Source organism: Rhizobium mayense, assembly GCF_030272705.1.
Taxonomy (GTDB): domain Bacteria; phylum Pseudomonadota; class Alphaproteobacteria; order Rhizobiales; family Rhizobiaceae; genus Rhizobium; species Rhizobium mayense.
The window spans coordinates 19,882-44,464 of sequence record NZ_JARFYM010000042.1; the positions used below are offsets into that span (position 1 = coordinate 19,882).

The following is a 24,583-nucleotide window of genomic DNA, read 5'->3' on the forward strand; positions in this document are numbered from 1 at the left end:
CGAAAGGTTATTCTATGTTGAGCTACAACAAACTTGCTGCGATTGCGGTCGCAACATTCGTCACCTTGCAGGCGCCGGTCTTTGCCGCTGACGCCAAAGACCCCGTCGTCGCCAAGGTCGGCGATGTCGAAATCCATCAGTCCGAGCTTGATCTCGCGATCGCCAACCTCGACCCGCAGCTCGGCCAGCTCCCGGACGAACAGAAGAAGGTGGCAGCACTTTCGGCTTCGATCGACGTCAAGCTTCTCGCCAAGAGCGCGGCTGCCGAAAAGCTCGACCAGACGCCCGACTTCCAGTCGCACATGGCCTATCTGCGCGACCGTGAGCTGCACAACGCCTATTTCAAGGCACATGTTGCGGATACGATCACCGATGCTGAAGTCAAGGCGCGCTACGACAAGGAAGTCGCAGCACTGCCGAAGCAGGAAGAAGTCCATGCCCGCCACATCCTGGTGAAGACCGAGGATGAAGCCAAGGACATCATCAAGCAACTCGACGCCGGCAAGGATTTTGCCGAACTCGCCAAGGAAAAGTCGACCGACCCGAACAAGGCCGACGGTGGCGATCTCGGCTATTTCGCCCGCGGCCGCATGGTCAAGGAATTCGAAGACGCAGCTTTCGCGCTGCCGGTCGGTACCTACACCAAGACCCCTGTGAAGTCGGATTTCGGCTGGCACGTCATCAAGGTTGAAGACAAGCGCGACGCTCCGCCGCCGCCGTTCGACCAGGTGAAGGATCAGGTTCGTCAGCTCGTCATGCGCGACAAGTATCTTGATCTCCTGAACAAGGCCAAGCAGGAATCGAAGGTCGTCATCAACGACCCGGCGCTGAGCAAGGCCTATGAGGATGCGCAGAAGCAGCAGGATCAGGCACCGGCCGACGACGCCATCGCGCCTGAGACTCAGCCGCAGCAGTAAGCCATAGCAGCCAAAACCATCAGGGCCCGGTTTTCCGGGCCTTTCACTGGAGCCGGATGATTTTAGGTCGATCCGACCTAAAATCTGAATCCGCTCCAGAATCAAAGAAGCAGAGCATGATGTGATCCGAAAACCGCTTACACTTTTCGGCATCATGCTCGTTCAGGTGGCCTCATGTCCGGTTCCGTCTCTCCGCTCGCTCCCAAATCCTTCGTTTCCATGCCGGCTTTGCGCGGCGTGCGCATGACCACGGCATCCGCCGGTATCAAGTACATGAACCGGACGGACGTCCTGCTGATGGTCTTCGACAAGCCGGCTGCGGTCGCAGGTGTCTTCACCCGCTCGAAGTGCCCATCGGCTCCCGTTGATTTCTGCCGGTCCAACCTGCCGCATGGCAGCGCCCGTGCCGTCGTCGTCAATTCCGGCAATGCCAATGCCTTCACCGGCCTCAAGGGTCGTCAGGCGACCGAGCTCACCGCCAAGTCGGCCGCCGTTGCCGTCGGCTGCGGCGAGAATGAAGTCTATCTCGCCTCGACCGGCGTTATCGGCGAGCCGTTGGACGCGACCAAGTTCGCCGGCGTGCTCGACACCATGGCGAAGGATGCGACCAGCGATTTCTGGTTCGAAGCAGCCAAGGCGATCATGACCACGGACACCTATCCGAAGGTCGCAACCCGCAGCGCCGAGATCGGCGGGGTCAAGGTCACGATCAACGGCATTGCCAAGGGCGCCGGCATGATCGCGCCTGACATGGCGACCATGCTTTCTTTCGTCGTCACCGACGCGGACATTTCTTCTGCTGCCCTGCAGGCGCTGCTCTCCGAAGGTGTCGGCCCGAGCTTCAATTCGATGACGGTCGACAGCGACACGTCGACGTCTGATACGCTGATGCTGTTTGCGACTGGCGCCGCGGCTGCCGATGGCCAGGCTCGCATCGAGCAAGCAGACGACCCCAAGCTCGCCGCTTTCCGCACGGCTTTGAACGAGCTCCTGAAGGATCTCGCCATCCAGGTGGCCCGCGACGGCGAAGGCGCCACCAAGATGCTTGAGATCACCGTCACCGGTGCCGAGAATGACGCCGCCGCCAAGCGCATCGCGCTTTCGATCGCCAATTCGCCGCTGGTCAAGACCGCTGCTGCCGGCGAGGACGCCAATTGGGGCCGCGTCGTCATGGCTGTCGGCAAGGCCGGCGAACTGGCCGACCGCGACAAGCTTGCCATCTGGTTCGGCGATGTCCGCGTCGCCGTCAATGGCGAACGCGATGCCTCCTATTCCGAGGAAGCAGCCTCCAACGTGATGAAGCAGCAGGATATTCCTGTGAAGGTCGACCTTGGGCTCGGTAGTGGCCGGGCAACGGTCTGGACCTGCGACCTCACCAAGGAATATGTTGCCATCAATGGCGACTACCGGAGCTGATATCCTTCCGATGCATGCGCAGTCCACGATGAATAAGCTGCCTTTGGTCCGCAGGCTGGAAGCGGTCGGCTTCCGAGCATGGCCTGCCTCGTCCGTGCAGTATGACGGCAGTTGGCAGGTGCGGTTGACGGCGGGTCATCCGTCGAAGCGGTTGAACTGTGTCGTGCCGCTCGACCCCTCCGACCATCGCGACCTGGAAATCCGGTTGGAGAAGGCTCAGCGCAAGTTCGAAGCCTACGGTCGGCCGATGGTGGTGCGCGAAACGCCGCTGGCCTCGCCGATGCTGGTCGATATTTTGCAACGTCAGGGCTGGGAACGGTTCGACGAAAATATAGTCATGACCGCTGATCTCGTCGATCTCGAATTGCCGGATGCGCTGGATCACCTGCCGAGCCACGATGTCGGCCGCTATGTCGACGCCAGCTTACTGGTGGACGGGGCCGATCCGATCCTGAAGCCGGCGCTCGCCGAAGTCGTGAGCGGCATCAAACCGCCATCGGGTCTTTTCGTCATCGAAAACGACGAAGCCGGGCCGGTGGCGACGACGCTCTGCGTGCAGGACAACGATCTGGCCGGCATCATGTCGGTCTCGGTTGCGGCGCAGCACCGCCGCAAGGGGCTGGCGATAGAGATTCTGACTTCGGCATTGCGCTGGGCGCGCATGCGTAGCGCAAGAACGGCCTGGCTTCAGGTCGGCGCGTTCAATGAACCAGCGCTGGCGCTTTATGCCCGCTTCGGTTTCCATGAAGCTTATCGTTACTGCTACTGGCGTTCCCCGGGTGAGGCATGAGCGAAGGCGGCCGTAAGATCATTCTCGTCGCCGCCTGTGCGCTCATCGATACCGATGGCCGCATTCTTCTGGCGCAGCGGCCGGAAGGCAAATCGCTGGCCGGCCTCTGGGAGTTTCCCGGCGGCAAGGTCGAGCCCGGCGAGACGCCGGAAGAGACTTTGGTGCGCGAGCTTCAGGAAGAGCTCGGAATCCAGACAAAGATTCCCTGCCTCGCGCCGCTGACTTTTGCCAGCCATACCTACGAGACGTTCCATTTGTTGATGCCGCTCTATGTATGCCGCCGCTACGAGGGGATTGCCCATGGCCGCGAGGGCCAGGCGATCAAATGGGTGCGGCCGCAGGCGCTGCGCGACTACCCCATGCCGCCGGCCGACGAGCCGCTCATCCCGTTCCTGCAGGACCTGCTCTAAGCATCCCGACCGATGTCACCAAGCGTTTCGGCGGTAGCAAACCGGATGCAAAATTCTGTCTCAAATTAAGGCACCGAAAGCGCTGCGCAGGCGCCCGAAGGTGCGGCTATGCGGCAAGCGGTGCATTATCTCACGTGTCACGGCATCGTTACCGCAACCTCCGCTTTCGGAGGTTCCGTCAATCGAACATGGTTAATTGAATTAATTGGCTGATATCAATCGGTTAGTGCTGGTCAAGTCCTGTTCTACGAATCGACACATCTCTAATTTACATGTGGATATTAAGGGATCGTTTATGACCTTCTGGCATTGAATAATCTCAATCAAGCGATTGGTGTGTGCGTTTAAGAAGGCTTGACATTATGGACGACGATTTCTGGAAAGCTGTTCAGGAAAAAGAGCAGTCCTATTCCTCGTCGCGCAAGACGGGCGCGCTGAATATCGCCTTGCTGTTTGGAACAGCGGCGGTTGCGCTTTCGCTTATCCTTACGCCAATGCTTTCCGACAAATCCAAGTCCAGCGTGCTTGCGAGCGCGCCCGATCTCGACAACATCACCACCGGCACTATCCCACAGATCGAAAACGGCAAGCGTTACACAATACGCCGCAGCGTGCTGCAGCAGGAGCCGGGCTCGGTTTGCATCGTCCAGGGTTACGGCGCCGACAGCGGCTGCTGACCGCCATACGACTACAGCCTGTCGGGTGCCATATACGCGCCGGATTCGCTCATCAAATGCTACAGCGGTTCACCTTTCCACGGAATTGCGGAACCGTTCTTTCTGTTTGTTTTCGCAAGTCCCGGAAAACCGCTTCGCCCTTTTTCCGGGACTTGCTCTAGGAGCTTGAAGCGTATGCGTTCCGCACGGCGTTTTTTTCGTGACAAGACCGGCGCCACGGTCATCGAATATGGTCTGATCGCCGCGCTAATGTCGGTAGCGATCATCAGCGGGGTCGGTGCCTTCGGCGGCAGCCTGTCGGCGATGTTCAATCACATCTCCAACACGGTCACTGAATCGCCGGCATCCAAATAACTTGGCTCGCCCAGGTGAGCCAGCCGGGTCCCAGCCGTTCACTGCTTCAGCTTGTATTCCTCGACTTTCAGCGCATCGGCGAGCCGCGCCTTGGCCGAGCCTGGCCGTAGCGGTTGCTGCTGGCTTTGATGCGGAGTCCAGCCGGATGCGTAGATGATCGAGAAGGTCGCCCTTATTCTCCCGTCGGGATCGGAATAGCGTTCGGCATAGAGTTCGGCCGCGCGCAAGAAGAAGGCGCGGGTCAGCGGCTTGCGGCTGCGGTCGGCCAGCGGATTGGTCATACCCATGGCGCGCAGGTCGCGCATCAGCGCAAAAAGATTGTCGTAGCGCACCGTATAGGTCTCGGCGTCGATTACCGGCAGGGTGAATCCGGCACGCTGCAGCAGGCCGCCGACGTCGCGAACATCGGCGAAGGGAATGACGCGCGGGCTGGCGCCGCCGGTGAGCTCGATCTCCGTTGCGAGCAGCACGTCGCGCAGTTCCTGCAGGGTGCCGGAGCCGGGGATGGCGGCCAGAAACAGGCCATCGGCCTTCAGCGCTCGGCGCACCTGGATGAAGACGCCTGGCGTGTCGTTGGTGACATGCAGGCTGAGCGGCGACAGGATGAGATTGACCGACTCCGGTTCCAGCGGCAGCTCCTCTAACGGAGCTTTGGTCAGATCCTCGCCGACGGCGGCAAAACCGGTCTCGCTTTCGATGCGCCTGATATGGCCGATCTTGCCGGTCGCGAAGGCCTCACGCGCGGCAATCCCGGTTGCGCCATGCAGTTCCACCGCCTCGTCGAAATGCCGCTCGATGACGGTAAGCCGTTCGGCCAATTCGCGGCCGGCGATCTCCAGCAGGAAGGCAGCCTTCTGATCTCCTTGTGCGAGGGCGCGGCGCCTGCGGGCGGCGAGCAGCGATTGGTCGAACACGATTTCCATGGCGGTTTCCTGCGATCATGACTGTCTTTGGCGGTGCCGTAGCGCGCCTGTTTTTCCCTTCGCAAAGGCGCCAGGAAAAAGCTAGTGTCAAGGATATGGGGATGATGGGACGCGAAATCACGCTATCGCTGCTACGGACCGGCTTGATAAAGCCGTGGTCTGCGCTGGCCGATCTCATCTATCCGCCGGCTTGCGCCGGCTGCGGCGTTTCGACGGGCGCGCATCGCAGCCTTTGCCCCGCCTGCTGGTCCGGCATCCGCTTCATCGAGCGGCCCTATTGCGAGGTGCTGGGCAGTCCATTTTCCCATGATCTCGGCACGGGAATTTTGAGCGCGGAGGCGATCGCCGATCCGCCGGTGTTCGACCGGCTGCGCTCGGCTGCCATTCATGACGGCGTCGTCCGCGATCTCGTGCTCGGATTGAAATATCGCGACCGCACTGATCTGGCGCCGATGATGGCAGGCTGGATGCTGCGCGCCAGCGACGGCACGATCGCGGGCTGCGATGCCATCATTCCGGTGCCGCTGCATCGGGCGCGGCTGTTCTCACGCAAATATAACCAGGCGGCAGAGCTTGCTCGTCATCTGGCGCGACTTTCCGGCAAGCAGCTGCTTGCCGCGACCCTCTTGCGCACGAAGCGGACGAGCCAGCAGGTCGGTCTCGGCGCAAGGGCGCGCCAGGACAATGTGCGCGGTGCATTTTCGGTAGCCGAGGGTCGCGCCGGCGATGTCTTTGGCCGTCGCTTCGTGCTGATCGATGACGTCTACACGACCGGTGCGACGGTTGTCGCAGCGACTCGGGTCTTGAAAAAAGCCGGTGCGACGGATGTGACGGTTTTGACCTTTGCAAGGGCTGTCGATGATCTTATATGACAGCAAAGCTGTCTTTTTCGGAGTGGATCATGGCATCCGTTGTTATCTATACGCGTGAATTCTGTGGCTATTGCGCTCGGGCGAAATCGCTGCTCGACTCCAAGGGCGTCGAGTATGTCGAGCATAATGCCACCTATTCGCCCGAGCTGCGCCAGGAGATGATTTCCAAGGCCAAGGGTCGTTCGACCTTCCCGCAGATTTTCATCAACGGCGAGCATGTCGGCGGATGTGACGACATTCATGCGCTCGACCGGGCCGGCAAGCTGGATACGCTGCTTGCTGCCTGAACCGCATCAAACGGGAGAGAACAATGACCTTTAAAGCCGCCGCCATTCAGATGTGCTCCGGTGTCGATCCGGTGAAGAATGCCGCCGATATGGTGCGGCTGGTCCGCGAGGCGGCGGCAAAAGGCGCCGTCTATGTGCAGACGCCGGAAATGACCGGCGCGGTGCAGAAGGATCGCGCGGGTCTGCGCGCCGTGCTGCGCGACGAGCCCAATGACGTCATCGTCAAGACGGCCGCGGAGCTCGCTCAGGAGCTTGGCATTCATGTGCATGTCGGCTCGACGGCGATCGCGCTTGACGACGGCAAGATCGCCAATCGCGGTTTCCTCTTTGGTCCCGACGGCAAGCTCATCAACCGCTACGACAAGATCCATATGTTCGACGTCGATCTCGACAATGGCGAGAGCTGGCGCGAAAGCGCCGTCTATCGGCCCGGGTCGGAAGCACGCATCGTGTCGCTGCCCTTCGCCGAGTTCGGTTTCTCCATTTGCTACGACGTGCGCTTTCCGCAGCTCTTCCGCGCGCAGGCCGTCGCCGGCGCCGAGGTGATGACGGTGCCTGCCGCCTTCACCAGGCAGACGGGCGAGGCCCATTGGGAAATCCTGCTCAGGGCGCGGGCCATCGAAAACGGCATGTTCGTCATTGCCGCCGCTCAGGCCGGGCTGCATGAGGATGGCCGCGAGACCTTCGGCCATTCGATGATCATCGATCCCTGGGGCAAGGTGCTGGCATCGGCTGGCGGCACGGGCGAAGCGGTTGTGATCGCCGAGATCGACACTGCCGCAGTCAAATCCGCTCACGACAAAATTCCCAATCTTAAGAATGCGCGCGAGTTTTCGCTGGAGAAGATCGCGACGCCGGCGGCTGGAGGCGTCGCTGCTTGATCCGTTATTCGCTGAGATGTGACAACGCCCATGAGTTCGAGGGCTGGTTTTCGGAGAGCGCCGATTTCGACCGGCAGGTCGCGAGCGGTTTCCTGACCTGTCCCGCCTGCAATTCGAGTGCGATCTCCAAACTCCTGATGGCGCCGTCGGTTTCCACCGCGCGCAAGAAGGAGGAGCTGCAGACGCTCGCCATGGACACTGCGCGCAAGGAGGCGCTGAACAAGCTCAAGGAGGCGATCGACGCTATCAAGGCGAATGCCGAGGACGTGGGTACGAAATTCCCGGAAGAGGCCCGCAAGATCCACTATGGCGAGGCGGATGCAAGAGGCATCATCGGCAAGGCGACGCCGGACGAAGCTCAGGCGCTGGTCGAAGAGGGCATCGAGATCGCTGCTATCCCGGTTTTGCCGGACGACATCAACTGATGCCGCCGCGCGGCAAACATCTCGCAATGTATAATTTCGGGCTGCATGTTGCGCCCTATGACAGCCCCGAGGTCGAAGGATTTCGCCTGCGGGAGGCGGCAAATTTCGAGGCCGCCGCCCGCGCCCATGGCTTCGTTGGGCGCTCCGGCTACGACGGCGAACCAGGACCGCCATGCTGGGGCAAGCAGGTTTTCCCGCGCTTCATCGAAGGCAGCGGCTTTGCGACGGCGCCATCTTCGCTATCGCTCTGGGCCGATATCGAATCCCTGATGGCTTTCACTTACAGCGGTGTCCATACTGATTCCTTGAAGCATGCGCGGCGTTGGAACGTGAAACAGCGTTGGCCGGCACTGGTTCTGTGGTGGGTGGATGCTGACGTTATTCCGGAATGGAAGGATGGGGTCGAGCGGCTGGAGAGGCTTCACGACGAAGGGCCGAGTGCGGCCGCCTTTTCGTTCAAACGGCCCTATATTGCCGATGGTCAGCCGGCGACGATCAATCGCGACAGGGTGAAGGAGATCGCGGCGAAAAATGCCGAGCGCCAGGGTGATTTGATGGCGCATGTCTTGACGCTGAAAGCTTAACGGAACCCGCAGCCCCGACGACAAGACGACTTCATCCTGCGCGCTTCGCCAGCAGCATGTAGTTCACATCCATATCCTTCGACAGATTCCATCGGTCCTGTAGCGGCGAATAGAAGACGCCGGTGCGGGCGATGATGGCCAGGCCGTTTGCGGCGAGCGGCTTTTCGATCTCTTCCGGGCGCACAAGCTTCTCATATTGATGCGTGCCGCGCGGCAGCCAGCGCAAGACGTTTTCGGCGGCGAAGATGGCGAGTGCGGCCGCCTTCATGGTCCGATTGATGGTGGCGACGAACATCAGGCCGCCGGGGCGCACCATCTTGGCGCAGGTCGAGAGGAAAAATTCGACATCGGCAACATGCTCGACCACCTCCATATTCAGCACGATATCGAAAGTCTCACCGGCCTCGGCCAGTTGTTCGGCGGTGGCGGCGCGATAGTCGACGGGAACGCCGGAGGCCTTTGCGTGCGTCGAGGCGATGCCGATGTTCTTTTCGGAAGGATCGGCGCCGACGACCGAGGCGCCCATGCGCGCCACCGGCTCTGACAGCAATCCGCCACCGCAGCCGATATCGAGCACGCGCAGGCCTTCCAGTGGCCGGGCGCTCTTCGGGTCGCGACCGAAATTCTCGCAGGCATGGTCTCGGATATAGGTCAGGCGTACCGGATTGAACTTGTGCAGTGGTTTGAACTTGCCGGTCGGGCTCCACCATTCCGCCGCCATTGCGGAAAAGCGATCCACTTCGCTCTGGTCGATCGTGCTTTTCGCCGCTTCTGTCATGGTCTCGCTCCTTGGTCTGCACCGGGTCACCCGCCTGGCAATTGTGTAGGTGACGCCGTGGTAGATGTGAAGTCGGACGATCGGAAGCCGATGTCAAGGGTTCGCTGTCTCTATGGCCTGCGGCGGTTGTTCTCAGTGCGCCGGAACCAACATCCGGCGCAGCTTTTCATTGCGCGCGATGTTTGCGACCGCGCTTTACGCCGTTCAAAACATCGGCCAGCAGAGCAAGCACAAGCGCCACCGCACCGCAAAGGAAGATGATGCTGTAGTTTTCGCCGGTATGGATGAAGAGATAGGAGTAGCCGTAGCCACCGAGCGCTTGGAACAGGGCGAAAGCCGTCGTTGCCCGACTCCAGGCTGCGCGTTGGTCGACGTGGCTGTGCGGCAGGATTTCGTGGATGCGGCCGAGGACCAACGGCACGATGCCCGGCGTAAAGATACCGAGCAGCACTGTGGCAAAGCCGACCATCCAGGGATTGCCGGATGCCGCCAGAATAGCGCCGGCGACCGCCTGCAGCAGCAGCGCACCGCGATAGGCGGATGCGAAACCGATGCGATCGGCGGCGTAGCCGGTAAGAACCGGACCGGAGATGGCGGCAACGCCATAAACGACCCAAAAGGCTGCACCGATGTCGGCACCACGGCCGAGACCGCGGGCCACGTAGTCGACCAACAGCACCATGGCAGGGACGAGGCCAAGGGCATTGGCGGCATATTGGCCATAGAGGATGCGCAGCGACCATCCGCTCTTGGCGGCTGGATGGTGTTGGGTCGCAGCGTGCGTCGCCGGCTGCGGCGGATTGGTCGCCGGCCATCCAAACCAGCTGACGCCGGTCAGGATGAGCGACAGGATGCCAAGGCCGATCCAGGTTTCACGAAGACCGAGGCGCAAAAGCGCCGGCACCAGGGTTCCGGAGGCCGCAATGCCGAGACCGAGGCCGAGGAAAATCATGCCGCTAACGAAGCCGCGGCGGGCGACGGGGATGTGCGGCAGTATACTGGTGGCGACCAAGACCATGATGGCGCCGCCGGCAAGGCCGGAAAGGAAGCGCCAGACAAAGAACCACGTGACCGAGACCGGGAAGCCGCAGGCGAAGAAGGCGGCGGTGGCGGCAACCATCAGCAGGCGCAGCGCCTGACGGTTGCCGAGACCGGCAGCCAGCGGCCGCCCGAGCAGTGCACCGGCGAGATATCCGGCAAAATTGGCAGCACCCAAGGTCACCGTATCGCCGGCCGAAAACCAGTGCGCGCCAATGAGCGGCGGGATCAATGGCGTATAGGCAAAGCGGGCGAGGCCGATGGCGACGAGGCTGCCGCAGAGACCGGCGATGGTGGCGTACCAGGCGGCAGCGCTGAGGGGCACGGGCTCGGCAATGGCGTGAGAGGAGTTCGAATGGCGTAAGGGGGCGGACATGGCGCAAAGCTTCTCTGTTCGGAGCGGGCTTGCCGCCTCCGGTTCTGTGTTTCGGGAAGAAAAGAAGTTTTCTGACGGAGGCTTATCCGTCCGGGCTGCTTTCAGGCAGGGGCCAAGGCAAGTTCAGCATGGCCATTGCCGGCCGCAGGATGCCGTTCATCAGTTCGCGCTCCGGGCGGACGCGGACAAGGACGCGCAAACCGAATTGTACGGAGAGCAGCAATTTGGCGATGTCTTCCGGCGGCTGGTTTGCAGGAATTTCACCGCTGGCCTGGGCGGCGGCGACTGATCGAAGGAAAAAGGCTTCGATCTCGACCGTTTCATCCGCGACGACGCGCTGGATCTCCGGATCTTCGGAACGCGCCTCCAAGGCGGTGTTGACCAGCAAGCAGCCGCGATGTTCCGCATCTGCGAGAGAACGTTCGACGACCTCGTGGAAATAGCCGACAATGGTAAGGCCCGGCGAATAGGTTGCCTCCATCCGCGCGATGCGGGAATGCAGGTTCCGATCGAGATAGTGCTTCAGCGCCTTCAGATAGAGGCCGCGCTTGTCACCGAAAGCATTGTAGAGGCTCGCATGCGTCAGCCCCATGCGGTCGGTCAGGTCGCGGGTAGAGGTTGCTTCATAGCCTCTCGACCAGAATATCTCGCCAGCCGCTTCCAAAACGCTGTCCTCATCGAATTGCCGGGGTCTTGCCATGGAAGTCTCGCTCAGCCTGCCCAAAGTCGAATGTGCGCCAATTGTAGAGCGCGTGCTCCAAAATGAGATATAGAGCACGCGCTCTAAAATGGCAAGCGCGCATTAAGGCGGTTCCCGGCCGATCAAATCATCATGGTTGTCAAATATGCTTTTAACTCCAAGGTTATTGTGGCGCATCCAGTCACGGGGAGAGCCTCCATGCGATCATTGTTTCGTTCGGCTGTCGTTGTCATATCTTGCCTCGCGGCCAGCGGCGCACTTGCTGGCGACGGCAAGGGATTCCGTCTGACGATCGACGGCGTCGAAGTGGGTATCAATCCTGGCGACATGCTGGATGTGACCACAAAGGACGGACGCAAGTTTTCGGTGGAACTTCAGCGCAGCGACACGGTCACCTTCGCCGGCGACAAATTTTCCTTCGACCATGACGGCCAGTTCACGGTCGCAAAAAGCGACCTGAACAGCGGCGTCACGCAATTTGCCCTGATCACGCCGATCGGCACCGGTGTCATTGTGCAGCAATACAAGGGTCTCAATCCCTCCAGCATCACCGATTTCGTCCTGCAGCAGATGGTCCAGGAAAGCATCGACGGCGGCGCGAAGATAACGAAGGAAACCACGCAGCGGATGCTCGCTGGCGGCAACGTCCTTAGGGGCGTCAGGGCGGAGACAGCGACGGCCAACGATGTCATGGATTATGAAATCGCCGCGATCGGCCGTCCTGACGGCGGTGTTCTCGTCGCCACTTTCATCAACAAGGAAAACGTTGCCAAGGAAGGCGCGATCCTCGACAAACTCTGGTCGAGCCTGAAGGTGGATTACTAGGACGGACCTGGCCGTCCTCCTGCGGCCGCCACCGGCTCGGGGCTTCCGCACCTGACGCTTAGCCGGTTCAGTGCTATTGCGCCTGCCAGTCAAACTCGCTAAGAGACGCCCCCATTGACATCAGGCTTTTCCGGGTATTGTGCCGGAAGGGCGATTTTGCATGCCGGGCTCATAGCGTTTCGGCCGCCCGGCGCTGGTACTGGTAGAGGCACATGGCACGCATCGTGATGAAATTCGGCGGGACCTCCGTCGCGGATCTGGACCGGATCAAGAATGTCGCCCGCCATGTGAAACGCGAGGTCGACGCGGGCCATGAGGTCGCAGTCGTCGTTTCCGCCATGTCCGGCAAGACCAACGAACTGGTCGGCTGGGTGCAGAATACGCCCAAGGTCGCCGGCGCTGATCATTCGATTTATGATGCTCGCGAATATGACGCCGTCGTCGCGTCCGGCGAGCAGGTGACCTCGGGGCTGTTGGCGATCGCGCTACAGGCGATGGGCATCAACGCCCGCTCATGGCAGGGCTGGCAGATCCCGATCAGAACCGACAATGCTCATGGCGCTGCGCGCATTCTCGAAATCGACGGCAGCGAGATGATCCGCCGCATGCAAGAGGGTCAGGTCGCCGTCATCGCCGGCTTCCAGGGCCTTGGCCCCGACAACCGGGTGTCGACGCTCGGTCGCGGCGGTTCCGATACCTCGGCAGTGGCGATCGCCGCGGCGGTGAAGGCCGATCGCTGCGATATCTATACCGATGTCGACGGTGTCTACACGACCGATCCGCGCATCGAGCCGAAGGCGCGGCGCTTGAAGAAGATCGCTTTCGAAGAAATGCTGGAAATGGCCTCGCTCGGCGCCAAGGTGTTGCAGGTGCGCTCGGTCGAACTGGCCATGGTCTTTAAGGTCCGCACTTTCGTGCGCTCCTCTTTCGAAGATCCCGATGCTCCGGGCATGGGCGATCTGTTGAACCCGCCCGGAACGCTGATTTGTGACGAGGAAGAAATCGTGGAACAGGAAGTAGTCACCGGCATTGCCTATGCCAAGGATGAAGCCCAGATCTCGCTGCGCCGTCTTGCCGACCGGCCGGGCGTCTCCGCCGCGATCTTCGGACCGCTCGCCGAAAGCCACATCAACGTCGACATGATCGTCCAGAACATCTCCGAGGACGGTTCCAAGACCGATATGACCTTCACGGTTCCTTCGGGCGATGTCGAAAAGGCGCTGCGCGTTCTCGGCGAGAACAAGGAAAAGATCGGCTACGACGTCATCCAAAACGAATCAGGTCTCGTCAAAGTCTCGGTCATCGGCATTGGCATGCGTTCGCACGCGGGCGTTGCTGCGACCGCTTTCCGGGCACTTGCCGAAAAAGGCATCAACATCAAGGCCATTACGACGTCAGAAATCAAGATTTCCATCCTGATTGACGGTCCTTATGCAGAACTGGCAGTCAGGACTTTGCATTCCTGCTACGGTCTGGATAAGAGTTGATTCAGGACTGCTGACGACGAACCGTGACGGAGGTGCGTTTCGGCCGGCCCTGAACTGGGCGACACTGGCACAATATCTTGATTTCGGGAGCTAGAGACGCAATGAGAGACCTATCCGGCGGTCCACGCGTTCTGCTCAAGCGGCTGCGCGAACTCATGGCGGAGCCGCTGGAGCCGCAAGAGCGTCTTGACCGGATCGTTCGCCAGATCGCCAGTAATATGGTCGCCGAAGTCTGCTCGGTCTACGTGTTGCGCGCCGATGGCGTCCTCGAGCTCTACGCTACCGAAGGTCTGAAAAAAGAAGCCGTCCACCTCTCACAACTGAAGATGGGCCAGGGCCTCGTCGGTACGATCGCCGCTTCCGCGCAGCCGCTCAATCTCTCCGACGCGCAGTCGCACCCTGCTTTCCGCTACCTGCCGGAAACCGGTGAAGAGGTCTACCACTCCTTCCTCGGCGTGCCGATCCTGCGCACCGGCCGCTCGCTCGGCGTTCTCGTCGTGCAGAACAAGGCCAGCCGCAACTATCGCGAGGAAGAGCTCGAGGCGCTCGAGACGACGGCGATGGTGCTGGCCGAGATGATCGCTACCGGCGAGCTGAAGAAGATCACCAAGCCGGGCCTCGAACTCGATCTCACCCGCTCGGTCACCATCGACGGCGACAGTTATAATGAAGGCATCGGCCTTGGTTATGTGGTGCTGCACGAGCCGCGCATCGTGGTCACCAATCTCCTGAACGAGGATACCGAGAAGGAAATCCGCCGGCTGGCCGATGCGCTCGGTTCTTTGCGCATCTCCATCGACGATATGCTGTCGCGCCGCGATGTTTCCATGGAAGGCGAGCATCGCGAGGTGCTTGAAACCTACCGCATGTTCGCCCACGACCAGGGCTGGGTGCGCAAGCTCGAAGAAGCTGTCCGCAACGGCCTGACCGCGGAAGCTGCGGTCGAGAAGGTGCAGAGCGACACCAAGGCGCGGATGATGCGCCTGACCGATCCATATCTGCGCGAGCGCATGCATGATTTCGAGGATCTGGCGAACCGGCTGCTAAGGCAGTTGATCGGCTATTCCGGACGCACGACCGCCGAAGGTTTCCCGAACGATGCGATCATTTTTGCGCGCGCCATGGGCGCCGCCGAATTGCTCGATTACCCCCGCACCAATATTCGCGGCCTGGTGTTGGAAGAGGGTGCGGTCACCAGCCACGTCGTCATCGTCGCCAGAGCCATGGGCATTCCGGTGGTCGGCCAGGCCGCCGGAGTCGTGGCACTTGCCGAAAACGGCGATCCCGTGATCATCGACGGCGATGGTGGCCATGTGCACCTGCGGCCGATGGCCGATCACCAGCGTTCCTACGAGGAAAAGGTGCGCTTCCGCGCTCGCCGGCAGGAGCAGTTCCGGGCACTGCGTTCGGTCGAACCGGTCACGAAGGACGGGCAGCGGATTTCGCTGCTGATGAATGCCGGCCTGTTGGTCGATCTGCCGCAGCTTGCCGAATCCGGCGCGGAAGGCATTGGCCTGTTCCGCACCGAGCTGCAATTCATGATCGCGTCGAACATGCCGAAGGCGGAGGAGCAGGAAGCCTTCTACCGCAATGTCATGAAGCAGGCGGGCGGCCGCGTCGTCACCTTCAGGACGCTCGATATCGGCGGCGACAAGGTCGTACCCTATTTCCGCGCCCATGAGGAAGAGAACCCGGCGCTCGGTTGGCGCGCCATTCGCCTGTCGCTCGACCGGCCGGGCCTGCTGCGCACCCAATTACGCGCCATGCTGAAGGCAGCGGCGGATGGCGAATTGAAGATGATGGTGCCGATGGTCACGGAGGTCTCCGAGATCGAAGCGGTGCGCGAACTCGTGCAGAAGGAAGTGCAGCATCTTTCGCGCTTCGGCCATAGCCTGCCACGCAAGCTGCAGTTCGGCGCAATGCTGGAAGTGCCGGCGCTGCTGTGGCAGTTGGACGAGTTGATGGCCGCGGTCGATTTCGTCTCGGTCGGCTCCAACGATCTCTTCCAGTTTTCGATGGCGGTGGATCGCGGCAATGCACGTGTGTCGGACCGTTTCGATCCGCTCGGGCGCCCATTCCTGCGCATCCTGCGGGATATCGTCCGGGCCGGAGAACGCAACAAGACGCCGGTGACGCTTTGCGGCGAACTCGCCGGCAAGACGATTTCGGCCATGGCGCTGATGGGTGTCGGCTTCCGCTCGGTTTCGATGTCGCCAGCCGCCATCGGTCCGGTCAAGGCGATGCTGTTGGGGCTTGATCTCAGGGCATTGTCCGAGGTCATGGAAGAAGCGCTGAATGACACGCATCCGAAATCCTCGATGCGCGACATCCTTGCCCGCTTCGCCGAGAGCCACAATATTCCATTGTAGAACAGAACGAATAAGAAGAATCGGAGTGTGGGGTGGCGAATCTTCCCATTGAAAAAATGCGCGAACTGGAGCGCCGTTTCGGCGAGATCGAAGCGCGTATGTCGGCCGGTCCGTCGGCGGACGTCTATGTGAAGCTTGCTTCCGAATATTCCGAATTGCAGCCGGTCGTCACCAAGATTCGCGACTATGAGAAGGCCATCGCCGAGGCTGCGGACCTGGAAGCCATGCTCGCCGACAAGTCGGTCGATCGCGAGATGCGCGATCTCGCCGAGATGGAACTGCCGGAGGTCAAGGAGCGGATCGAGACGCTGGAAAAGGACATCCAGATCCTGCTGCTGCCGAAGGACGCTGCCGACGAAAAGAGCGCGATCCTGGAAATTCGCGCCGGCACCGGCGGTTCCGAAGCCGCGCTTTTCGCGGGCGATCTCTTTCGCATGTATGAGCGCTTCGCGGCAAACAACGGTTGGAAAGTCGAAATCCTCTCGGCCAGCGAAGGCGAAGCCGGCGGCTACAAGGAAATCATCGCGACGATCAGCGGCAAGGGCGTGTTCTCGCGGCTGAAATTCGAATCGGGCGTGCATCGCGTGCAGCGCGTGCCGGAAACCGAAGCAGGCGGGCGCATCCACACCTCGGCGGCGACCGTCGCCGTGCTGCCGGAAGCCGAGGAAATCGATATCGAAATCCGCCCCGAGGATATCCGCATCGATACCATGCGCTCTTCGGGCGCGGGCGGCCAGCACGTCAACACCACCGACTCGGCAGTACGCATTACCCATCTTCCCTCGGGCATCGTGGTGACGAGTTCGGAAAAGTCGCAGCATCAAAACCGCGCCAAGGCGATGCAGGTGTTGCGATCGCGCCTCTTCGACATGGAGCGCCAGCGCGCCGATAGCGAACGGTCTGCCGACCGCAAGAGCCAGGTCGGCTCCGGAGATCGCTCCGAGCGCATCCGCACCTATAATTTCCCACAGGGCCGGATCACCGACCACCGCATCAACCTGACGCTCTATAAGCTCGACCGGATGATGGAAGGCGAGATCGACGAAGTGGTCGATGCGCTTTTGGCGGACTATCAGGCGAGCCAGCTCGCACAGCTTGGCGAACAGGCATGACCAACGGGCAGGGGCCGACCGTCGCCGAACTTTTCCAGGAGGTGCGTGCCCGCTTTATCGAGGCTGATCTGGACGATCCCGCCACCGAGGCGCGCATTCTCGTCGGCGGTCTTCTCGATCTCTCTTCGACGGAGCTGGTCACACGCGGCTCCGATATGGTGGCATCGGACCGCGTGGGAGCGGCCCGCGCGGCGGTGGTGCGGCGGCTCAATCACGAGCCGGTGCATCGCATCCTGGGCGAACGCGAGTTCTACGGCCTGCCGCTGAAGCTGTCGCCGGCAACGCTGGAGCCCCGGCCTGATACGGAAATCCTGGTCGATACCGTGCTTCCGCATGCGCGACGTCTTGCGTTAGAGTTTGGGAATATCCATATACTCGACATCGGAACGGGAACCGGGGCCATATGTCTCGCGTTACTCAATGAATGCCCGCAGGCGACGGGTATCGGTTCGGATATTTCCAGCGAAGCTTTGGAAACGGCGCGGGCAAATGCAGCGCGCAATGGCTTGGCGGCGCGGTTCGATACCGTGCAGGGAAGTTGGTTTGAAGCCATCCACGGACGATTTCACGTGATTGTCTCAAATCCGCCCTATATTGAGTCCAATGTCATTTCCACTCTCGCTCCAGAAGTAAAGAATTTCGATCCTCCGGCAGCTCTCGACGGCGGCCTTGATGGGCTGGATGCATACAGGGCGATCGCAAAGGATGCGGCGCGGTTTCTACACCGAGATGGTATTGTCGGGGTGGAGATCGGTTATAATCAGCGCAAAACGGTGACTTCGGTTTTTGAAGGAGCAGGATTTTTCCTAATCGAGGCAATTCGAGATTACGGCTACAACGACCGGGTTCTCGTGTTTAAACATCATGATTGACGCGACAATTTGCAGCAGGGTCATGGGACCCGTTGTTATCGCAAAGAAAAGGCTTGGATTTCCTGAGGAAGCGATATAGGTTGCGCTCACGCGTTGGGCGGCTGGGAATAGGCGAGAAGATTCGCCTATCTTGGACAGCCTCGGGGATCCGCTCTGGTAAGAGTGTCAAAGGTTGAAGATAACCCAATGCGTGATCAGTTAATCTGACGTAGTCGAGCGGCAGACGGGCGCTTAAGGCGCGGTTTGCTTGCGGCACGCAGGCCCTGGCTCGGAGCTATCCGGCCATGGCGGCAGGTGCCGCGCATAATTTCATCCCAACTAAGAGAATTCAGGTGAAGGATCTATGAGGCCAGGACAGCAGAACAAGCGCGGTCGGGGGCGTGGTAACAACAACGGCGGCGGCGGCGGAAATAACAATAACAATTTCAACCGCAAGGGCTCTAACCCGCTGACCAGGACTTACGACAGCTCCGGTCCCGATGTGAAAATCCGCGGAACCGCACAGCATATCGCCGAGAAATATTCGGCTCTCGCCCGTGATGCACAGAGCTCCGGCGACCGCGTGATGGCGGAAAACTATCTGCAGCACGCTGAACACTACAATCGGATCATCGCCAGCGCTCAGGCGCAGATGCAGGAGCGCTATCAGCGCGACGAGCATCATAACTACAATGATCGCGACAACGCCGATCGTGACATCGATGACATCGATGCCAACGATATGGACGATCAGCCGCAGATGGCTCCGCCTCAGGCGCGTCAGCAGCCAGCTCCGGCCGTTGCCGCGGCTCCAACTTCCGAGCCGGAGGTCATCGATGGTACTGGCCCGCAGCCGGTAATCGAAGGTATCCCGGCCGAGGTGGCGATTGAGGAAGAAACGCCTGCTGCTGCGACCGAGCGCCAGCCGCGCCGCCGCAACGCCGGCAACCGCCCCCGCCGCCAGCCACGCCGCAGCGCCAATGGCGAAGCGCAGGACGAAGCTGCGGCTCCGACCGACGTCTCGGCTCCTGCGCTTGCCGAAGCTAGCTCGGAATAAGAGCTGCCTGGCTGAATAAGTGGCCGCAGCAAACGCGGAACATCAGCATGTTTCAAAAAACCCCGGTATGAGCCGGGGTTTTTCGTTTCCGCCGCCCTTTAAACTCTTCAGATATCCTCCCATATTCTCCCCAGTTGCTTCGCCGCAAATCTCAATAGGCGGTGGGCGGGGCCTGCCTTTTCAGGGGGCTCAATCTCAGTCATCGGTCTGCGCCGGTCAGGGCAGGGCGATTCATGGAGGTCCGATAATGAATATTGAAAAATACTCCGAGCGGGTGCGTGGCTTTTTGCAATCCGCGCAAACCAACGCGCTGGCGCAGGGTCACCAGCAATTCACTCCCGAACATGTGCTGAAGGTGCTTCTGGACGACGACCAGGGCATGGCCGCGTCGCTGATCGAGCGCACGGGCGGCGATGCCAAGGCAGCGCGTCTTGCCAATGACGCCGCCCTTGCCAAACTGCCGAAAGTATCCGGCGGCGATGGCCAGGTCTATCTCGCGCAGCCGCTCGCCAAGGTATTTACCACGGCCGAAGAGGCCGCCAAGAAGGCCGGCGATAGCTTCGTCACCGTCGAGCGCCTGTTGCAGGCCCTCGCGATCGAGCCTTCGGCATCGACATCAGCAACGCTGAAGAAAGCCGGCGTGACGCCCGGCGGGCTCAATCAGGTCATCAACGACATCCGCAAGGGCCGTACCGCTGATTCCGCCAATGCGGAACAGGGCTTCGATTCCTTGAAGAAATATGCCCGCGACCTCACCGCCGAGGCCCGCGAAGGCAAGCTCGATCCGGTGATCGGCCGCGACGACGAAATCCGCCGCACCATCCAGGTGCTGTCCCGCCGCACGAAGAACAATCCCGTCCTCATCGGTGAGCCCGGCGTCGGCAAGACGGCGATCGTCGAAGGTCTGGCGCTGCGTATCGTCAATGGCGACGTGCCGGAATCGCTGAAGGACAAGAAGCTCATGGCACTCGACATGGGCGCCTTGATTGCCGGCGCGAAATTCCGCGGCGAATTCGAAGAGCGGCTGAAGGCCGTGCTCAACGAAGTGCAGTCGGAAAACGGCGAGATCATCCTCTTCATCGACGAGATGCATACTCTGGTCGGCGCCGGCAAGGCCGATGGCGCGATGGATGCCTCGAACCTCTTGAAGCCTGCGCTTGCCCGCGGCGAGCTGCATTGCGTCGGCGCGACCACGCTCGACGAATACCGCAAGCATGTCGAGAAGGATCCGGCGCTTGCCCGTCGTTTTCAGCCTGTCATGGTCGACGAGCCGACGGTCGAGGACACGATCTCGATCCTGCGCGGCCTGAAGGAAAAATACGAACAGCACCATAAGGTCCGCATCGCCGATGCCGCCCTGGTGGCTGCAGCGACCTTGTCGAACCGCTACATCACCGACCGTTTCCTGCCGGATAAGGCCATCGATCTGATGGACGAAGCCGCCGCGCGTCTGCGCATGCAGGTGGACTCCAAGCCGGAAGAACTCGACGAACTCGATCGCCGCATCATCCAGCTCAAGATCGAACGCGAAGCGCTGAAGAAGGAAACTGACCAGTCCTCGGCCGACCGGCTGAAGCGGTTGGAGACCGATCTTACCGCTCTGGAAGAGGAAGCCGATGCGCTGACCGCACGCTGGCAGGCCGAAAAGCAGAAGCTGGGCCTTGCTGCCGATCTGAAGAAAAAGCTCGACGAAGCCCGCAACGAACTGGCGATCGCTCAGCGCAAAGGTGAATTCCAGCGCGCCGGCGAACTTGCCTATGGCGTGATCCCGAACCTGGAGAAGGATCTCCAGGCTGCCGAAGAGCAGGACGGCGGTCGTGATTCCATGGTGCAGGAAGTCGTCACCGCAGACAACATCGCCCATGTCGTTTCCCGTTGGACCGGAATTCCGGTGGACAAGATGCTGGAAGGCGAACGCGACAAGCTGCTCAGGATGGAAGACGAACTGGCAAAGTGGGTGGTCGGTCAGGGCGATGCCGTCCAGGCTGTGTCGCGTGCCGTTCGCCGCTCGCGCGCAGGCCTGCAGGATCCGAACCGCCCGATCGGCTCGTTTATCTTCCTCGGCCCGACCGGCGTCGGCAAGACGGAGCTCACCAAGGCGCTTGCCCGCTTCCTCTTCGATGACGAGACGGCCATGGTGCGCATGGACATGTCGGAATACATGGAGAAGCACTCCGTTGCCCGGCTGATCGGCGCTCCTCCCGGCTATGTCGGCTATGAGGAAGGCGGCGCGCTGACCGAATCCGTCCGCCGCCGGCCCTATCAGGTCGTGCTGTTCGACGAGATCGAGAAGGCGCATCCCGACGTCTTCAACGTCCTGCTCCAGGTTCTGGACGACGGGCGCTTGACGGACGGGCAGGGCCGCACGGTCGATTTCCGCAATACCATGATCATCATGACTTCGAACCTCGGCGCCGAATACCTGACCCAACTCAAGGAAGGGGATGACAGCGATCTGGTGCGCGAGCAGGTGATGGATGTGGTGCGTGCGCATTTCCGGCCGGAATTCCTGAACCGCGTCGACGAGATCATCCTGTTCCATCGCCTGAAGCGCGAGGAGATGGGGGCGATCGTCACGATCCAGCTGGAGCGGCTGTTGAAGCTGTTGTCGGAGCGCAAGATCACCCTCGAGCTTGACGACGATGCCCGCAACTGGCTTGCCAACAAGGGTTACGATCCGGTCTATGGTGCTAGGCCGCTGAAGCGTGTGATCCAGAAATATGTTCAGGATCCTCTCGCCGAACAGATCCTCTCCGGTCAAGTGCCGGATGGATCAGTGGTCAAGGTCACCAGCGGATCCGACAGGTTGCTGTTCCGCGCGCGCCAGCCTGTCAGCGAAGCGGCGTAAGCGACTACTTCGGAGCATGAACTCATGAGACGGCGGCCCTCCGGCCGCCATTTCGTTTCCGAGACCTGTGTGGCAGTGGCCTTGCCGCGGCGATCCGCTTCTGTGATACGGCGGACGACTGCGTTGCCGAGCTGAATGTTCTGCTGGGCGCGACGTCACTTAAAATTCCCGGTTGCCATGGCGGCAGCCGTGGGAGGGCCGGGCGGCTTCAATCCTTGCTTGCGACCTGATTTGATTTTTCGTCGCTCAGGAGCGCGTCAATACGCTTGCGCTCCTCCTCGAATTTGGCGAGCGCTTCGCCGTCCAAGGACTTGCCGCCGGGCAGGCGGACGCGCAGGGGATCGACCTTGGTGCCGTTGACGATCAGCTCGTAATGCAGGTGCGGCCCGGTTGCGAGACCGGTCGAACCGATGAAGCCAATGACCTGGCCCTGCACCACCTTCGCGCCTGGTACGATACCCTTGGCGATGGCGCTCTGGTGGTTGTAGGAGGAGACATATCCGTTGGCGTGGCGGATCAATGTCTGGTTGCCGAATCCGCCGGAATCCCAGCCGGCCTTTTCGACGATGCCATTACCGGCAGCGATGATCGGCGTGCCGCGGGGTGCGGCCCAATCGGCGCCGGTATGCATGCGCGCAAATCCGAGGATCGGGTGGCGGCGCATGCCGAAGCCGGATTTGAAGATACCGGTCGGGACGGGGTTGCGCAGCAGGAATTGGCGGATGCTCTTGCCGTTTTCGTCGAAATAATCGATCGAGCGATCGTCCGGATCTTCGAAACGATAGAATCGGGTGACTGTGTCGCCGAATTTGGCGTTGACGTAGAGCAGTTCGGAATCGGAGGTTGCCTGGCCGTTTTCGTCGGCGACGGAGAAGAAGGCTTCGAGCGAATCCGCCGGCTTCAACTGCGCCTGGAAATCGACGTTGCTGGCGAGCAGTTTGATGATCTGCGCCACCATCTCCTTGGTCATGCCATAGGAAAGGGCGGCACGATAAACGCCGTCATAGACGCTCGGCAAGTCTCGGCCCGCGGCGACCGCGGGCGCGTCATTGTCGAATGCCGTCGCGATCGCGTCGAGCATCGGCGGCTCGCTGCCGGCGACGAAATCGCCGTGATCATTTTCGGCGACGGTCAGGACATGCTTGGTGCCGCGATAGATGCTGGCGCGTATGATCTTCGCCTGCTCACCCTTCTGTAGAATTCCGATGCGCAGCACGTCGCCGGCGGAAAGCTCGGACGAGCCATACAGCGGCTCGATTTTCGCCGTAATGTTGTCAGCATCCGCTTTGAGGTAGCCGGCATTGGCGAGTGCCGTCCCGATCGGTGTATCCTCGCGCACAGGAATGATGTCGTCGGCGAATTCCTCGGTCTGCGACGTGACCGCTTCGGAAGAGGACACCGACATGTTCTCTTCGACGACGCGAGCGGCAAGCCCTGCCGTCAGGTCGACATCGGTATCGTCGGTCGCGAAACGGCGGGGATCAACGTAATAGAGCGCGGAAAGCTGGGTATTGTCATCAACCAGCACAGAGCCGTTGGAACGCACATTCGCCTCGACCTCATCGAGGGACATCGAGCCTGCGAGAGGGAAGGGCATATCCTTGGCCGGAAAGGGAACGGTCTTCAAACTGACCTCGGATTCCACGTCGGAACCATAGATCGCGCCGGTGCGGTTGGCCGCCGGCGCGATGTTGTCGTCGGCGGAAAAGATCGCAAGCGGATCGAAGGCGGGATAACTCTCGGTCGCGACGCGGTTGGTGGCGAGCGCGATCTTTACATGTGCAAAGGGCTGGCGGCGCACCACTTCCTTGTCGCCGTCATGCACCACGGTCGAGACTTCCAGGATATTCCGGTCGGATGGCTTGGATGCGATCGCCGTGGGCACGAGGCGGCCGCCGCGGGTCACCTGATTTTCCGTGCTGTCATGGCTGCCGCTGTCGGCCGTTGCATAGGCTTCGGCCGGAATAGCGAGCTGTTGGCGTCCGTCGAGGGCGGCAAACAGAGCGACGCCCATCAATATGCTGGAGGTGATACCGGTGAGGAACGTGCCCGAAAGCCAGCGCAAGGAAACTTCGCGCCGGTCCGGCGCTCGCCTGCCGTCGGCCAGGATTGGCGGCTCGTTGCCGAGCGATCGGAGCATCATTTTGTCCGTCATCATGCCAATCGAGATCCGGTTCCTTCATGCGAGCCGTGTAGCTGGGGCCGAAGATGTGCATATTTATGACGGGGGAGTCAAATCCTGCGCATTTCGCTTGTGGGGTGTCTGAATGCTATAAGTGCCCTTTTTCCAGCGGAGGTCGGCGATATCTGGTGTCGGCGGACGAGGGGTCAATAGCTTGTCCCTGTCATATTTTGCGACCTTCCGCGTGTAGGGTGGAGCCGGCGGCACGCGGGAATGGAGATATCGGCAGATTTTGGCGCCCGATCCGTCCGATTTTGGAGAGCTTCACAAATATATCATAAGAATCAATAACTTATATGTTTTTTGATTTTTTTCAAAATCGGCAGTTGACTATGCTGAGGGAGGGGGTCTATAAGCCCGATCACTGACGAGGGCGGCGGCGCTGCTGGCGACGAAGTCTCTCGCTCTAAGGTTTCCTGGATTG

General features: G+C 60.8%; 23 protein-coding genes. 18 read left to right on the forward strand and 5 right to left on the reverse strand.

Annotated features, from left to right (window positions below; genetic code table 11):
- Positions 1–14 precede the first annotated feature (14 nt).
- From PY649_RS30715 to PY649_RS30740, 6 genes are all read left to right on the forward strand, one after another.
- Positions 15–917 (forward strand): peptidylprolyl isomerase, encoded by a 903-nt coding sequence (locus PY649_RS30715; protein ID WP_285872682.1) that lies wholly within the window; start codon positions 15–17, stop codon positions 915–917.
- Positions 918–1,091: 174 nt separating this feature from the next.
- A complete protein-coding gene (gene argJ / locus PY649_RS30720; protein ID WP_285872683.1) occupies positions 1,092–2,333 on the forward strand; it encodes a bifunctional glutamate N-acetyltransferase/amino-acid acetyltransferase ArgJ in 1,242 nt (413 codons plus the stop codon).
- Positions 2,314–3,123: a GNAT family N-acetyltransferase gene (locus PY649_RS30725; RefSeq protein WP_285872684.1), complete on the forward strand. Its 810-nt coding sequence runs from the start codon at positions 2,314–2,316 to the stop codon at positions 3,121–3,123. Before argJ ends, PY649_RS30725 begins: the two co-directional genes overlap by 20 nt.
- Positions 3,120–3,533, forward strand: a complete 414-nt coding sequence (gene mutT, locus PY649_RS30730; protein WP_285872685.1) for an 8-oxo-dGTP diphosphatase MutT — start codon at positions 3,120–3,122, stop codon at positions 3,531–3,533. The genes PY649_RS30725 and mutT overlap by 4 nt, the downstream gene beginning before the upstream one ends.
- 362 nt (positions 3,534–3,895) lie before the next feature.
- Positions 3,896–4,210: a hypothetical protein gene (locus PY649_RS30735; protein ID WP_285872687.1), complete on the forward strand. Its 315-nt coding sequence runs from the start codon at positions 3,896–3,898 to the stop codon at positions 4,208–4,210.
- Between the two features lie 174 nt (positions 4,211–4,384).
- Entirely contained in the window at positions 4,385–4,564 is a 180-nt protein-coding gene (locus PY649_RS30740) for a Flp family type IVb pilin (RefSeq protein ID WP_285872688.1), read from the forward strand.
- Positions 4,565–4,602: 38 nt separating this feature from the next.
- On the opposite strand, the gene PY649_RS30745 is transcribed toward PY649_RS30740, so the two are convergent.
- Complete coding sequence (locus PY649_RS30745; RefSeq protein ID WP_285872689.1) at positions 4,603–5,487, reverse strand: methyltransferase domain-containing protein; 885 nt, start codon at positions 5,485–5,487, stop codon at positions 4,603–4,605.
- Between the two features lie 95 nt (positions 5,488–5,582).
- On the opposite strand from PY649_RS30745, the gene PY649_RS30750 reads away from it, so the two are divergent.
- The 5 genes from PY649_RS30750 to PY649_RS30770 are packed head-to-tail and all read left to right on the forward strand — an operon-like array spanning position 5,583 to position 8,536.
- Entirely contained in the window at positions 5,583–6,359 is a 777-nt protein-coding gene (locus PY649_RS30750; RefSeq protein ID WP_285872708.1) for a ComF family protein, read from the forward strand.
- A gap of 29 nt (positions 6,360–6,388) precedes the next feature.
- Positions 6,389–6,646 carry a glutaredoxin 3 gene (gene grxC, locus PY649_RS30755; RefSeq protein WP_285872690.1) on the forward strand — a complete coding sequence of 86 codons (258 nt, stop codon included), beginning with the start codon at positions 6,389–6,391 and terminating at the stop codon, positions 6,644–6,646.
- A gap of 23 nt (positions 6,647–6,669) precedes the next feature.
- A complete protein-coding gene (locus PY649_RS30760; protein ID WP_285872691.1) occupies positions 6,670–7,527 on the forward strand; it encodes a carbon-nitrogen hydrolase family protein in 858 nt (285 codons plus the stop codon).
- Entirely contained in the window at positions 7,524–7,952 is a 429-nt protein-coding gene (locus tag PY649_RS30765; RefSeq protein WP_285872692.1) for a DUF1178 family protein, read from the forward strand. Before PY649_RS30760 ends, PY649_RS30765 begins: the two co-directional genes overlap by 4 nt.
- A complete protein-coding gene (locus tag PY649_RS30770; RefSeq protein ID WP_285872693.1) occupies positions 7,952–8,536 on the forward strand; it encodes a DUF3291 domain-containing protein in 585 nt (194 codons plus the stop codon). The genes PY649_RS30765 and PY649_RS30770 overlap by 1 nt, the downstream gene beginning before the upstream one ends.
- Before the next feature lie 31 nt (positions 8,537–8,567).
- On the opposite strand, the gene ubiG is transcribed toward PY649_RS30770, so the two are convergent.
- The 3 genes from ubiG to PY649_RS30785 form a co-directional block, all read right to left on the reverse strand.
- A complete protein-coding gene (gene ubiG, locus PY649_RS30775; protein WP_285872694.1) occupies positions 8,568–9,314 on the reverse strand; it encodes a bifunctional 2-polyprenyl-6-hydroxyphenol methylase/3-demethylubiquinol 3-O-methyltransferase UbiG in 747 nt (248 codons plus the stop codon).
- 166 nt (positions 9,315–9,480) lie between these two features.
- Positions 9,481–10,728, reverse strand: a complete 1,248-nt coding sequence (locus PY649_RS30780; protein ID WP_285872695.1) for a YbfB/YjiJ family MFS transporter — start codon at positions 10,726–10,728, stop codon at positions 9,481–9,483.
- An 82-nt stretch (positions 10,729–10,810) separates the two neighbouring features.
- Positions 10,811–11,428, reverse strand: coding sequence for a TetR/AcrR family transcriptional regulator (locus PY649_RS30785; RefSeq protein WP_285872696.1), 618 nt, complete (start codon positions 11,426–11,428; stop codon positions 10,811–10,813).
- A 198-nt stretch (positions 11,429–11,626) separates the two neighbouring features.
- On the opposite strand from PY649_RS30785, the gene PY649_RS30790 reads away from it, so the two are divergent.
- The 7 genes from PY649_RS30790 (at position 11,627) to clpB (ending at position 21,977) form a co-directional block, all read left to right on the forward strand.
- Complete coding sequence (locus tag PY649_RS30790; RefSeq protein WP_285872698.1) at positions 11,627–12,253, forward strand: hypothetical protein; 627 nt, start codon at positions 11,627–11,629, stop codon at positions 12,251–12,253.
- A 212-nt stretch (positions 12,254–12,465) separates the two neighbouring features.
- Entirely contained in the window at positions 12,466–13,740 is a 1,275-nt protein-coding gene (locus PY649_RS30795) for an aspartate kinase (protein WP_120705646.1), read from the forward strand.
- Between the two features lie 101 nt (positions 13,741–13,841).
- Positions 13,842–16,109: a phosphoenolpyruvate--protein phosphotransferase gene (gene ptsP / locus PY649_RS30800; protein WP_285872699.1), complete on the forward strand. Its 2,268-nt coding sequence runs from the start codon at positions 13,842–13,844 to the stop codon at positions 16,107–16,109.
- 32 nt (positions 16,110–16,141) lie between these two features.
- On the forward strand, positions 16,142–17,221 hold the full coding sequence (gene prfA / locus PY649_RS30805) for a peptide chain release factor 1 (protein WP_285872700.1): 1,080 nt from the start codon (positions 16,142–16,144) through the stop codon (positions 17,219–17,221).
- A complete protein-coding gene (gene prmC / locus PY649_RS30810; RefSeq protein WP_285872701.1) occupies positions 17,218–18,093 on the forward strand; it encodes a peptide chain release factor N(5)-glutamine methyltransferase in 876 nt (291 codons plus the stop codon). The genes prfA and prmC overlap by 4 nt, the downstream gene beginning before the upstream one ends.
- Before the next feature lie 343 nt (positions 18,094–18,436).
- Complete coding sequence (locus PY649_RS30815) at positions 18,437–19,129, forward strand: DUF4167 domain-containing protein (protein ID WP_285872703.1); 693 nt, start codon at positions 18,437–18,439, stop codon at positions 19,127–19,129.
- A gap of 247 nt (positions 19,130–19,376) precedes the next feature.
- Positions 19,377–21,977 carry an ATP-dependent chaperone ClpB gene (gene clpB / locus PY649_RS30820; protein WP_285872704.1) on the forward strand — a complete coding sequence of 867 codons (2,601 nt, stop codon included), beginning with the start codon at positions 19,377–19,379 and terminating at the stop codon, positions 21,975–21,977.
- A gap of 208 nt (positions 21,978–22,185) precedes the next feature.
- Here the strand turns inward: clpB and PY649_RS30825 are convergent, their stop codons facing one another.
- Entirely contained in the window at positions 22,186–24,135 is a 1,950-nt protein-coding gene (locus PY649_RS30825) for a M23 family metallopeptidase (protein WP_285872706.1), read from the reverse strand.
- Between the last annotated feature and the right edge of the window lie 448 nt (positions 24,136–24,583).